At 74.6% G+C, this 12,662-nt stretch carries 10 protein-coding genes; 2 read left to right on the top strand and 8 right to left on the bottom strand.

Translation table 11 applies throughout. The annotated features are described in order from the left end of the window. Positions 1-26: 26 nt before the first annotated feature. From ACQPYN_RS09465 to argS, 7 genes are all read right to left on the bottom strand, one after another. A complete protein-coding gene (locus ACQPYN_RS09465) occupies positions 27-467 on the bottom strand; it encodes an SRPBCC family protein (RefSeq protein ID WP_433036219.1) in 441 nt (146 codons plus the stop codon). A gap of 102 nt (positions 468-569) precedes the next feature. Beyond that, complete coding sequence (gene rho / locus ACQPYN_RS09460) at positions 570-2,891, bottom strand: transcription termination factor Rho (protein WP_433036217.1); 2,322 nt, start codon at positions 2,889-2,891, stop codon at positions 570-572. A 345-nt stretch (positions 2,892-3,236) separates the two neighbouring features. After that, positions 3,237-4,130: a homoserine kinase gene (gene thrB, locus ACQPYN_RS09455; protein WP_433036215.1), complete on the bottom strand. Its 894-nt coding sequence runs from the start codon at positions 4,128-4,130 to the stop codon at positions 3,237-3,239. A 32-nt stretch (positions 4,131-4,162) separates the two neighbouring features. Further along, a complete protein-coding gene (gene thrC / locus ACQPYN_RS09450) occupies positions 4,163-5,179 on the bottom strand; it encodes a threonine synthase (protein ID WP_433038804.1) in 1,017 nt (338 codons plus the stop codon). 95 nt (positions 5,180-5,274) lie between these two features. Further along, entirely contained in the window at positions 5,275-6,705 is a 1,431-nt protein-coding gene (locus tag ACQPYN_RS09445) for a homoserine dehydrogenase (protein WP_433036213.1), read from the bottom strand. Position 6,706: 1 nt separating this feature from the next. Further along, complete coding sequence (gene lysA / locus ACQPYN_RS09440) at positions 6,707-8,131, bottom strand: diaminopimelate decarboxylase (RefSeq protein ID WP_433036211.1); 1,425 nt, start codon at positions 8,129-8,131, stop codon at positions 6,707-6,709. Positions 8,132-8,168: 37 nt separating this feature from the next. After that, entirely contained in the window at positions 8,169-9,845 is a 1,677-nt protein-coding gene (argS, locus tag ACQPYN_RS09435) for an arginine--tRNA ligase (protein WP_433036209.1), read from the bottom strand. 157 nt (positions 9,846-10,002) lie between these two features. Between argS and ACQPYN_RS09430 the strand changes: the two genes are divergently transcribed. Further along, positions 10,003-10,890 (top strand): DUF3105 domain-containing protein, encoded by an 888-nt coding sequence (locus ACQPYN_RS09430; RefSeq protein ID WP_433036207.1) that lies wholly within the window; start codon positions 10,003-10,005, stop codon positions 10,888-10,890. After that, positions 10,887-11,666 carry a DUF305 domain-containing protein gene (locus ACQPYN_RS09425; protein ID WP_433036205.1) on the top strand — a complete coding sequence of 260 codons (780 nt, stop codon included), beginning with the start codon at positions 10,887-10,889 and terminating at the stop codon, positions 11,664-11,666. The genes ACQPYN_RS09430 and ACQPYN_RS09425 overlap by 4 nt, the downstream gene beginning before the upstream one ends. Here ACQPYN_RS09425 and ACQPYN_RS09420 read toward each other — a convergent pair. Next, positions 11,663-12,661, bottom strand: coding sequence for an NAD(P)-binding domain-containing protein (locus tag ACQPYN_RS09420; RefSeq protein WP_433036203.1), 999 nt, complete (start codon positions 12,659-12,661; stop codon positions 11,663-11,665). The two genes, ACQPYN_RS09425 and ACQPYN_RS09420, sit on opposite strands and share 4 nt — an antisense overlap. Between the last annotated feature and the right edge of the window lies 1 nt (position 12,662).

The following is a 12,662-nucleotide window of genomic DNA, read 5'->3' as shown; positions in this document are numbered from 1 at the left end:
GACCCCACCCCGGGTCTCCGGTGGAACTACTCAACCCTCGTCGCGAGCCGTTCGAGCGACGCTGCCAGCCGGTCGGACGTCGTCGCGCGCGCCCGGGCGAAGCGGCCCTCGTCGGTGAGGTGCGTCCAGTCGTACGTGTGGGTCACCGCGGTGCGGCCCGGACCGAGGGGCTCGAGCTCCCACCGCCACCGGTGACCCGCCGGCGGCGATCCCTGGTCCGACGGCTGCCACGCCAGGACCCGGCCCTCCTCGAACTCCACCACGTGGTTGTCGCGGAGGCCACCGTTGGTCAGCCGCATGGTGAAGACGTCGCCGACGGCGCGCACGCGCTGCCCCGGTGCGGCCTCGGCGAGGTTGTCGTTGCCGTCCCACTCGGGCTGACGTGCCGGGTCGGCGATGAACTCGAAGATCACATCGGCCCCGGCGTCGATCTCGCGGCGGGCGCTCACCACCTGGTCGGTGTCCATGGCGGCCATCATCGCGCGGCGGGGCCCGGACGGAGCGAACGGCACTGTCGCTTCACGCGACGAAGTGGACGTGCCGTTCGCTCCACGAGCGGGGTCGACCCGCTACTCGTCGTCCTTGCCGGGCGTCGTCTTGGCGACCTGCATGAGGAACTCGATGTTCGTCCGCGACTTGCGCAGGCGGTCGAGGACCAGCTCGATGGCCTGCTGGGAGTCCAGCGCGGCCAGGACGCGGCGCAGCCGGTGCGTCACCGCCATCTCGTCCGGCGAGAGCAGCAGCTCCTCCTTGCGCGTGCCCGACGGGTCGGGGTCGATCGCGGGGAAGATGCGCTTGTCGGCGAGCTTGCGGTCGAGCTTGAGCTCGGCGTTGCCGGTGCCCTTGAACTCCTCGAAGATCACCGTGTCCATCGTCGACCCGGTCTCGACCAGGGCCGTCGCGAAGATGGTCAGCGATCCGCCGTCCTCGATGTTGCGGGCCGCACCCAGGAACCGCTTGGGCGGGTAGAGCGCCGTCGAGTCGACACCGCCGGACAGGATGCGCCCGGACGCCGGGGCCGCCAGGTTGTAGGCGCGCCCGAGGCGGGTGATGGAGTCCAGCAGGACCACGACGTCGTGACCCATCTCGACCAGGCGCTTCGCCCGCTCGATGGCCAGCTCCGAGAGCGACGTGTGGTCCGACGGCGGCCGGTCGAAGGTCGAGGCGATGACCTCGCCCTTCACCGAGCGCTGCATGTCGGTGACCTCCTCCGGCCGCTCGTCGACGAGCACGACCATGAGGTGGACCTCGGGGTTGTTCGTGGTGATCGCGTTGGCGATCGCCTGCAGCACCATCGTCTTGCCGGCCTTCGGCGGCGAGACGATCAGCGCGCGCTGGCCCTTGCCGACCGGCATGACCAGGTCGATCACGCGCGTGGTCAGCAGGTGCGACTCGGTCTCGAGGCGCAGCCGCTCGTTGGGGTAGAGCGGGGTGAGCTTGGTGAACTCGGGGCGCTTGCGCGCCGCCTCCGGGTCGAGCCCGTTGATCGAGTCGATGCGGACCAGCGGGTTGAACTTCTGCCGGTTCTGCTCGCCCTCGCGCTGTTGGCGGACCTGGCCGGTGACGGCGTCACCGCGGCGCAGGCCGTGCTTGCGCACCAGCGACATCGAGACGTAGACGTCGTTCGGCCCCGAGGCGTAGCCCGAGGTGCGGACGAACGCGTAGTTGTCGAGCACGTCGAGGATGCCGGCGACCGGGATGAGGACGTCGTCGTCGCGGACCTCCGGCTCGCCCCCGCCGCCGCCCTGGCCGCGGTCGTTGCGCTCCGGGCGCTCCCCGCGGTCGTTGCGGTTGCGGCGACGGTCGCGGAAGCGACGGCCGCGGCGACGGCCACCGCCGTCCTCGTCATCGTCGTCGTCGTCGCGCTGGTTCGTCTGCTGCTGGCCGCCGCCCTGCTGGTTGCCGCCACCCTGCTGGTTGCCGCCGCCCTGCTGGTTGCCGCCGCCCTGCTGGTTGCCGCCACCCTGCTGGTTGCCGCCGCCCTGCTGGTTGCCGCCGCCCTGCTGCTGCCCGCGGCCGCCGCCCTGCTGGCCGTTCTGGTCGGGCCGGCCGCCCTGCTGGCGGTCGCGGTCGCGGTCGCGCTCGCGCTGGCGACGGGACTGGCCGCCGCCCTGCTCGCCGCCCTGCCCGTCGCCGTCGCTGTCGGGGGTCGTGGTCGGCGCGGAGGTCTGCTCGGTGGAGGTCGCCGCGGCGGCCTCGACGTCCGAGGACTCGGTGGAGGTCTCCGCGGGGGACTCGGCGGGAGCGCCGCCGGACTCGGCGTCGCCGACGCCCGGACCCGCCTCGCGGCGCGCGCCGCGTCGGCCGCGCCGGGAGGAGCCGGAGCCCTCGGACGAGCCGGACGAGCCGGACGAGCCGTTCGAGGTCGGCGCCTCGGTGGCCGCGGCCGCGGCGGCCTCGGCGCCGGGCAGCGCGTCGGAGGCGGCGGTCACGGCGGAGGCGTCGGGGGCCCCGGGTGCGTCGGCCGTGGCCGGCGCGGAAGCCGCAGGCGCATCACCGCTGGGCGCCTCGTCGCCGACCGGCGGGGGGCCGGAGGCGGCGGTGGCGCGGCGGCGGGTGCCGCGACGGCGCGTGGGAGCGCTCTCGGCCGCCGGCTCGTCGGCCGGGGCCGGGCTCTCGGCGGGGCTCTCGGCGCGGGCGCTCGAGCCGTTCGATCCCTCGGAGGCGTCCTCGGCGAGGGGGAGCTGGTCCCCGCTGCCGGACTGCCGCCGCTTGATCTCGGAGATGAGGTCGTTGCGTCGCATCCCGGTGGTGTCGGAGACGCCGAGCGAGGTCGCGAGCTCGCGCAGTTCGGCCAGCACCATGCCGGAGACACCTCCCCGACGGCGCCGCTCGGGCGCGGAGGCCGAGGATCCCTCGGCGTCGGTGGAGATGACGTCGGTTTCGGTCACACAGGTCCTTCCTGACCGGCCCGGGGACCACCCTGACCAGCGGATGTGTCCGTCCCGCACGGGGCGGGGCGTCTCGCGGGTCTTGGCCGGTCCGGCGGTCCGATGAGGATCATCGGCCCCGGGCGGGAGGACCCGCGGAGTTGTCGTACAGCGATCATGAGTGTCCGGCCGCCGGGCATCCCGGCGACTGAAGGAGAGATTGGCCCCGAGCGATGACGGGACCAGGGCACCGACGCGCCACACGCGTGGTCGCTGTGACCGTCAATGTAGACCCAGACGTGGGCACCGGCAACAACCACCCCCCGCGCGGCGGTGTCGGGCAGCGATCTCGGGCGGGACGCCCGGTCAGCCCGTCTCGACCCGCGCGCCCTCGGTGTCCACCGCGAGCGGGCGGACGGCGAAGCCGGTGGTGTCGAGATCGTCGGGCAGCCGTCCGTCGAGGGTCAGCGCGAGCACCGTCGGGCCCGCTCCGGAGACCACCGCGGGGATGCCCGCCGCCCGCAGGTGATCGACCGCCGCGGCGGTCTCGGGGTAGGCCGGACGCCGGTAGGGCTGGTGCAGCCGGTCCTCGGTGGCGGCGAGCAGCAGCTCGGGCTCGCAGGTCAGGGCGTGGACCATCAGCGCCGACCGGGCCGCCGTGAACGCCGCGTCCGCGTGCGGGACACGGTCGGGCAGCAGCCCGCGCGTGGCCTCGGTGGAGCTCGAGCGGTCGGCGATCAGGGCCACCGGTCGCAGCGCCGGGTGCGGCGTCAGGTGGGCGGCGTGCCACGAGCCCTCGTGGCCCCAGCTGACGACGAGCCCGCCGTGCAGGCAGGCCGCGACGTTGTCGGCGTGCCCGTCGAACCCGGCCGCGAGGTCGAGCACCGCGGCGTCGTCGAGAGGGTGGGTGTCGGCGAGCAGCGCGCGCGCCGCCACGATCCCCGCGACGGCCGCGGCCGCCGAGGAACCGAGGCCCCGGCTGTGCGGGATCGCGTTGCGACATCGCAGGTGCAGCGAGGCGCGCGGGGCGCCGGCCCGGTCGAAGGTGGCGTGCGCGGCCCGCAGCACGAGGTGGCGGCCGTCGCGCGGCACCCGGCCCGCGCCCTCGCCCTCGACGTCGACGCGGCAGGACGGGGCGTCGACGACGCCGAGCTCGACCTCGTCCCACAGGCCCAGAGCCAGCCCGAGCGTGTCGAAACCGGGGCCGAGGTTGGCCGACGTGGCCGGCACCCGGACACGCGCGGTGGCGCGGGCCGGCACCGCCGGCTCCTGCGCGACCTGCGCCCCGGCGCTCAGCGCAGGCCCAGGGCGTCGGCCACCGCGTCCACGTGCGGGGGCAGCACGACGGGCTCGGCGGCGTCGGCGAGCGCGGTGGCGGGGTCCTTCAGGCCGTGCCCGGTCACCGTCGCGACGATCAGCTGCCCCGTGTCGAGGCGCCCGGCCCGCGACTTCGCGAGCAGGCCCGCCACCGAGGCGGCCGAGGCCGGCTCGACGAAGACGCCCTCGCGGGCCGCCAGCAGGCGGTAGGCCTCGAGGATGGCGTCGTCGTCCACCGCGGTGATCTCGCCCGCGGACTCGTCGCGCGCCGCGATGGCCCCGTCCCAGGACGCGGGCGAGCCGATGCGGATGGCGGTGGCCAGGGTCTCCGGGTCGGTCACGGGCGCACCGTGCACGAGCGGGGCGGCGCCCGCGGCCTGCACGCCGAGCATGCGCGGGGTGCCGGCCACGACGCCGTCCCCGGCGTACTCCGTGTAGCCACGCCAGTAGGCCGTGATGTTGCCGGCGTTGCCGACGGGCAGCGCGTGGATGTCCGGCGCGCGGCCGATCTGGTCGCAGATCTCGAACGCCGCGGTCTTCTGCCCCTCGATGCGCGCCGGGTTCACCGAGTTGACCAGCGCGATCGGGTACTGCTCGGCGGCCCGGCGGGCGAGCTCCAGGCAGGTGTCGAAGTTGCCCTCGAGCTGCAGGATCCGCGCGCCGTGCACCGTCGCCTGGGCGAGCTTGCCGAGCGCGATCTTGCCCTGGGGCACGAGGACGGCGCAGGTCATCCCGGCACGGGTCGCGTAGGCGGCCGCCGACGCCGAGGTGTTGCCCGTCGACGCGCAGATCACGGCCTTCGCGCCGCCCGCGAGGGCCTCGGTCATGGCCACGGTCATGCCGCGGTCCTTGAACGAGCCCGTGGGGTTCGCGCCCTCGATCTTGAGGTGGACCTCGCACCCGAGCAGCTCGGAGAGGTGCGGCGCGGGCAGCAGCGGTGTCCCGCCCTCGCGCAGCGTCACGACCTCCCAGCCGTCCTGGACCCGGGGCATGCGGTCGCGGTACGCGGGGATGATCCCGGGCCACTCGACGCGGGCGCCGAGCGCCACCGCCGGACCCCCCGCGAAGGCCCCACCGACCACTCCGGTCACGACGCACCCCCCAGCTCGGTCACGGGACGACCCAGGCCCTCGACGCGCAGCACGCCGGCGACGCCGCGCACGGCGTCGAGGCCGGTGAGCGCCTCGACGGTGCTCGCGAGGGCCGCGTCCGTCGCCGAGTGGGTCACGATCACCAGTGTGGCGTCCCGGGTGTTCGGGACGCCATCACCCGCGTCACCCCCGTTCTGGCCCCGGCCCTCCTGGCGCACGGTCGCGATGCTCACGTCGTGGTCGGCGAACACGCCTGCGACCTGGGCGAGGACGCCCGCGCGGTCGGTGACGTCGAGCGCGACGTGGTAGCGGGTGCGGGTCTCGCCCATGGTCAGGACGGGCAGGTGGGCGTGGGCGGAGTCCCGCGGCCCGCGGCCGCCGATGACACGGTTGCGCGCCGCCGCGACGAGGTCACCCAGCACGGCGCTCGCGGTCTCCGGGCCGCCGGCGCCCTGGCCGTAGAACATCAGCTGGCCCGCGGCGGCGGCCTCGATGAACACCGCGTTGTAGGCCCCGGAGACCGAGGCCAGCGGGTGCGACCGCGGGATCATCGCCGGGTGCACGCGGGCCGTCACGTAAGACTTCCCGTCGCTGCGCTCGCCCCGGCCGCCGTCCACCTGCTCGCAGATCGCGAGGAGCTTCACCGTGCACCCCAGCGCCTTCGCCGCGGCGATGTCGGCGGCGGAGACGTCGCGGATGCCCTCGCGGTAGACGTCGTCGGCGGTCACCCGGGTGTGGAAGGCGAGGCTGGCGAGGATCGCGGCCTTGGACGCCGCGTCGTAGCCGTCGACGTCGGCGGTTGGATCGGCCTCGGCGTAGCCCAGCCGGCCGGCCTCCTCGAGCGCCTCGGTGTAGTTCGCGCCGGACGTCGCCATCGCCGAGAGGATGAAGTTGGTGGTGCCGTTGACGATGCCGGCGATCCGCCGGATCCGGTCGCCGGCCAGCGACTGCTGGATGGGCCGCAGCAGCGGGATCGCGCCCGCGACGGAGGCCTCGTAGTAGAGGTCGGCGCCGGACTCGTCCGCGGCCGCCGCGAGCGCCGCGCCGTCCTCGGCCAGCAGCGCCTTGTTGGCCGACACCACCGACTTGCCGTTCTTCAGCGCGGTGAGCAGCAGCCCACGCACCGGCTCGATGCCTCCGACCAGCTCGACCACGATGTCGACGTCGTCGCGGGCGACCAGCCCGGCCGCGTCGGTGGTCAGCAGGTCCGCGGGCACGTCGGCGTGCCGCTGGGGCCGCCGCACCGCGATGCCCACGAGGTGCACCGGCGCCCCGACACGGGCGGCCAGCTCGTCGGCCTGCTCGGTGAGCAGGCGGACCACCTGCGACCCGACGACGCCACAGCCCAGGAGTGCGACGTTGATCGCTCGGCCCTCGTTGCTCGACCTCAACTCCGCCGGCTCCGCTCCGCTCCGCGGCGTGGCCATCTCACCCCACCTCCAGTCGCGCCAGGTCGTCGAGGGTCTCGCGCCGCAGCAGCGTGCGCGACGTGCCGTCCGCCACCGCGACGACGGCGGGGCGCGGGACCTTGTTGTACGCGCTCGACATCGCGTAGCAGTAGGCCCCGGTCGCGGCCACCGCGACGAGGTCGCCGGGCGCGACGTCCGCGGGCAGCCAGCAGTCGCGTACCACCACGTCACCGGACTCGCAGTGCTTGCCGACCACCCGCGAGCGCACCGGCGGCGCCCCGGTCGCGTGCCGGGAGACCAGCCGGCAGTCGTAGTGGGCGTCGTAGAGCGCGGTGCGGATGTTGTCGCCCATCCCGCCGTCGACGCTGACGTACCGGCGCCGCGCGCCCCCGCCGAGCTCGACGTCCTTGACGGTGCCGACCTCGTAGAGCGTCACGGTGCCCGGGCCGGCGATCGCGCGCCCGGGCTCGACCGCGATCCGCGGGGGCACCAGGTCCACCCGCGCGGACTCGCGCTCGACGATCGCCCGCAGCTCCCCGGCCAGCCACGCGGGCGAGCGGGGCTTGTCGGCGACCGTGTACGCGATGCCCATGCCGCCGCCGAGGTCGACGGTGGTCAGCGCGTCGGCGACGGCCTCACCGTGCTCGTCGCGCATCTCGGCGAGCAGGCCGATCACCCGGCGGGCGGCCAGCTCGAAGCCGTCGGCGTCGAAGATCTGCGAGCCGATGTGGCTGTGGAGCCCCACGAGGTGCAGCCCCGGCGACTTCAGCACCCGGCGCACCGCCTCGGCGGCGTCGCCCGCGGCCAGCGAGAAGCCGAACTTCTGGTCCTCGTGCGCGGTGGCGATGAACTCGTGGGTGTGCGCCTCGACGCCCACCGTCACCCGCACCATGACCTGGGCGCGGACGTCGCGGTCGCGGGCGATCTCGTCGAGGCGGCCGATCTCGACGTAGGAGTCGAGCACGATCGCGCCGACCCCGGCGTCCAGTGCGGCGGTGAGCTCGCGGCGGCTCTTGTTGTTGCCGTGCACCGTGATCCGCTCGGGCGGGAAGTCCGCGCGCAGCGCCGTGCGCAGCTCGCCCTCGGTGCAGACGTCGAGCCCGAGGCCCTCGTCGGCCACCCAGCGGGCGATCTCGGTGGTCAGGAACGCCTTGCTCGCGTAGTGCACGAGCGCGGGGTCGCCGTAGGCGTCGGCGTGCTCGGCGCACCGGGAGCGGAAGTCGGCCTCGTCGACGACGAACAGCGGGGTGCCGTACTCGCGGGCGAGGGTGGTGACGTCGACGCCGGCGAGGCGGACGACGCCGTCGGTCTCGCGGGCGGCGTGCCGGGGCCACACGGCGGCCGGCAGGGCGTCGAGGGCGGCCTCGGGCGGCGGCCCGCCGGCGTCCTCGTGCTGCGGGATCACGTCGGCGTGGCGGGGCCCGGCAGGGTGGGCGCGGGTCATCGTGGGTTCAACCAGACCTGGTGGGTGGACGGGTGGGTCACATGCGCTCGGGCGCGCTCACACCGAGCAGGCCGAGACCGTTGGCGAGCACCTGGCGCGCCGCGGAGCAGAGCGCGAGGCGGGCGGTGTGGATCGCCGACGGCTCCTCGTCGCCCTGCGGCAGGACGCGGCAGGTGTCGTAGAACCGGTGGTAGGCGCCCGCCAGCTCCTCGAGGTAGCGCGCGACGCGGTGCGGCTCGCGCAGGTTCGCGGCCGACGACAGCACGCGCGGGAACTCCCCCAGCGTGCGGATGAGGTCGCCCTCGCGGGGGTGGGTCAGCAGCGCGAGGTCCGGGTCCTGCGCGGAGACGCCCAGGTCCGCGGCGTTGCGGGCCAGCGACGCGAGCCGGGCGTGGGCGTACTGCACGTAGAACACGGGGTTCTCGTTCGTGCGACTCGAGATCAGGTCGAGGTCGATCTCGAGCACCTGGTCGACCGACGAGCGCGCCAGCGTGTAGCGCGCCGCGTCCACGCCGACGGCGTCGACGAGGTCCTCCAGCGTGATGATCGTGCCGGCGCGCTTGGACATCCTCACCGGCTGCCCGTCGCGCACGAGGCTCACGAGCTGGCCGATCAGCACCTCGACGCGCGCCGGGTCGTCGCCGAACGCCGCGGCCACGGCCTTGAGGCGGTGGATGTAGCCGTGGTGGTCGGCGCCCAGCATGTAGATCGCGAGGTCGGCCCCGCGGGCGCGCTTGTCCCGGTAGTAGGCGATGTCGCCCGCGATGTAGGCGGGGCGCCCGTCGCTCTTGATGACGACGCGGTCCTTGTCGTCACCGTGGTCCGAGGAGCGCAGCCACCACGCGCCGTCGGCGAAGTACAGGGCGTCGTCGTCCTTGAGCTGCTGCACCGACCGCTCCACCGCGCCCGAGCTGTGCAGCGCCTGCTCGGAGGACCAGACGTCGAAGTGCGTGCCGAACGACTCCAGGCTCGCGCGCATCTCCTCGAGCATCGCCTCGACGCCGAGGCGCTTGAACGCGGCGAGCTTCTCGTCCTCGGGCTGGTCGAGCAGGCCGGCTGTGCTGCTGTCCCCCACCCCACCCGAGGCCTTCAGGACCTTCTGCGCGACCTCGGCGACGTAGGCCCCGCCGTAGCCGTTCTCGGGCACCGGGCGTCCCTCGGCGGCCGCGAGCAGGGACTCGGCGAACCGGTCGATCTGCGCGCCCGCGTCGTTGACGTAGTACTCGCGGGTGACCGCGGCGCCCTGCGACGCGAGGACCCGGCCCAGCGCGTCGCCGACCGCGGCCCAGCGCGTGCCCCCGAGGTGGATGGGACCGGTGGGGTTCGCGGAGACGAACTCGAGGTTGATCGCCTGGCCGGTCAGCGCGTCGGTGTGGCCGTAGGCCTCGCCCGCGGTGAGCACCGCGTCGACGATCCCGGCCTGGGCGTCGGCGGCGAGGCGCAGGTTGAGGAAGCCGGGGCCCGCGACCTCGGCGGTGGCGATGGCGTCGGTGTCCTCGAGGCGCGTCGCGAGCCAGCCCGCCAGCTCGGCGGGCGCCACCCCGGCCTTCTTCGCCGAGCGCAGCGCGAGGTTGGTGGCGTAGTCGCCGTGCTCGGGGTTGCGCGGGCGCTCCACCGTGACCGTGTCCGGCAGCACCGCCGTGTCGAGGCCGCGCTCGGTGAGCACGTCCACGGCGACGGCGTGCAGCAGGTCGGCCAAGGCAGCGGGGGTCACCCCGCTGATTCTAGGGACCGGCGCGCGGCTGACCTCCGGGACCGGGCAGCACACGCGTCACACGCTGCGGTGATGGCCGCGTCAAGCACGAGCGGCGATCACCGCGGGTGCGCACCCGTCCCTCGAGCGTCACCGCGCGCTCCGTAGACTCGCCGGCATGGCGAGTGGTGGATCCGGTCGTCGATCCGGGTCGGCCGGGTCGGGAACGCCGTCCTCGGGGCGGTCGTCCTCGGGCGGGCAGCGCAGACAGAACGGCCAGGGCGGCGCCAGGGGCGGCACGAAGAACGGCCAGCGCCCGGGCGCGAAGCGGGGTCCCAACCCCGTCACCCGCGGCAAGCGGCCCGCCCCCGGCACCCGCCGCCAGGTCCCGTGGGCGGTCATCGGCGCGGTCACCGTCGTCGTGCTGCTCGCCGTCGGCGTCATCGGCTTCGCGCTCATGCGTGAGGGCGAGGTCAGCGCGTGGCGTCCGGGCGACGACAACCGCGACCCGTCGCTCGCGATCCCGGGCATCGTCACCGGCCAGTACGCGGGCCAGCAGCACGTCACCGCCCAACAGCGCGTGGCGTACGACCGCTCGCCCCCGTTCGGCGGCCCGCACGACGCCTACTGGGCGGCCTGCACCGGCGTGGTCTACCCGACCCCGGTGCGCACCGAGAACATGGTCCACTCCCTCGAGCACGGCGCGGTGTGGATCGCCTACGACCCGGCGCGCGTGCAGGGGCCGGGCGTGCAGGCGCTGGCCGGCCGCGTGCAGGGCCAGGACTACACGATGATGTCGCCGTACCCGGGCCTCGACCAGCCGATCGCGCTGCAGTCGTGGGGCCACGAGCTCAAGGTCTCCGACCCCAACGACCCGCGGATCGACCAGTTCATCCAGTCGCTGCGCCAGAACCAGTACCAGTACCCCGAGGTCGGGGCGAGCTGCGACGCCCTGGGCCCGGGCTACTTCGACCCGGACAACCCGCCCCCGTTCGACCCCTCGCCCCCGCCGCCGGACGCGGTGACGATGGACGGTCGCGGCGCGGCCGCGGGCAACGGCGGATGAGCGCGCCCCCCACCGACATGACCGACACCCCGGTGAGCGAGACCGACCGCACCGACCCGCCGCCGCCCCCGGTCGACGACGACGGCGCGGACGACGGCGGCTCCGGCGGCGGCTGGTGGTCGGCGAGCCCGACCTGGGCCAAGGCGTTCATCGCCGGCGGCCTCGCGCTGGTGCTGGTGCTCGCCGGCGTCATCGGCGGCATCGCCCTCGGGCGCTCCACCGCGACGACCTACGGGCCGGCCGAGGGCTCGGTCGACGTCGGCTTCCTGCAGGACATGCTCTCCCACCACAGCCAGGCCGTGGAGATGGCCGTGTGGGCGCGGAACAACACCGCCGACCCCGCGGTGCGCCAGATCGCCTTCGACATCGAGTCGACCCAGACCTCGCAGGTCGGGCGCATGGAGGGCTGGCTGACCCTCTGGGGCGAGCCGCTGACCCCGCCGTCCGGACAGTTCATGGGCTGGATGGGTATGCCGACGGCGACGATGCCGGGCATGGCGTCGCCCGAGGACCTCGCCCGGCTGCGGGCCTCCACCGGACCTGCGCTCGACGTCGTGTTCCTCCAGCTCATGCTGCGCCACCACCAGGGCGGGCTGCCGATGATGCAGGCGGCCGCCGACGAGGCCTCGGTGCCGGCGGTCCGTGCGCTCGCGCAGAGCATGGTGACGTCCCAGACCTCCGAGGCGGCGGTGATGACGCAGATGCTCGCCGAGCGCGGCGCCGCTCCCCTGCCCGCCCCGGTCGATGCGCACGCGGGCATGCACGGCATGAACTAGGAGTCCAGGCGGGCGCGGACCTCGGCCTCGGCGGTCGCGAGCCGGGTGGCCCCGACCTCGTCGCGCATCGCGTCGAGCCGCTCCCCCGCCTCGGGACGGCTCCACTCCTGCGCGAAGGCCCCGGACAGGATGTCGTCGTGCATCACGCGCCGGAAGCGGTCGGCCAGCTCGCCGCCCTCGTCGAGCGCCGACAACGACCGCAGCTGCCCGTACTGCGACGTCCGTGAGTGCAGTCCGAGCTGGCCGAACAGCCCCTCGCGGGCCATGTGCGCGAACACCTCGGCCGGCTCGGCGGAGAGGTAGAGCTCGTTGAGCACCGCCTCCTCGGTGAACCCCGCCTCCACGGCGACCCGGTGGGCGGTGCGCACCACGTCGAGGATGGCGGGCCAGATCGCCTGCTCGCTGAACAGGTCGAGCGCCGCCTCCTCGCGGGCGCTCGAGACGATCGCGCCGCCGAGCGTGCCCCCGATGGCGCGGGCGATCGCCATCGTCGTCTCCCACGCGTGCCCGCTCGCGTCGCGCTCGACGGAGACGAAGCAGGGGAAGCCGTGCCGATCGACGTAGCGGTCGCGCACCGCCGCGCCGATCATGCGTGGCGCGACCATGACGACGTCGACGCCGTCGGGCACCTCGAGCAGGCCGAAGTGCCAGTTGTAGCCGCTGGCGACGACGAGCGTGTCGCCCGCGCGCAGGCCGGGAGCGACCTCGCTGCGCACGAGCTCGGGCTGCTCCTCGTCGGGGACCAGCAGCAGCACGATGTCGGCGGCCGCCGCCGCGTCGGCGATCGGGCGCAGGTCGAAGCCCTCCTCCGCGGCCGACGTCGCGTACTCGTCGTCCCGGTTGCCGACCAGCGGCGCGAACCCCGAGTCGCGCAGGTTCGCCGCCTGCGCCGCGCCCTGGTTGCCGAACCCGATCACCGCGATCGTGCGTCCGGACAGGGCGGCGAGGTCCCCAGCATCGATACGACGGTCCCGATGGATCTCTGCGTGTGCCATT

Origin of the sequence: Actinomycetospora sp. CA-053990 (genome assembly GCF_050948445.1) — a bacterium.
Lineage (GTDB): Bacteria > Actinomycetota > Actinomycetes > Mycobacteriales > Pseudonocardiaceae > Actinomycetospora > Actinomycetospora callitridis.
The sequence above is the reverse complement of the archived record's forward strand: the minus strand, read 5'-3'. Positions and strand labels throughout refer to the sequence as shown.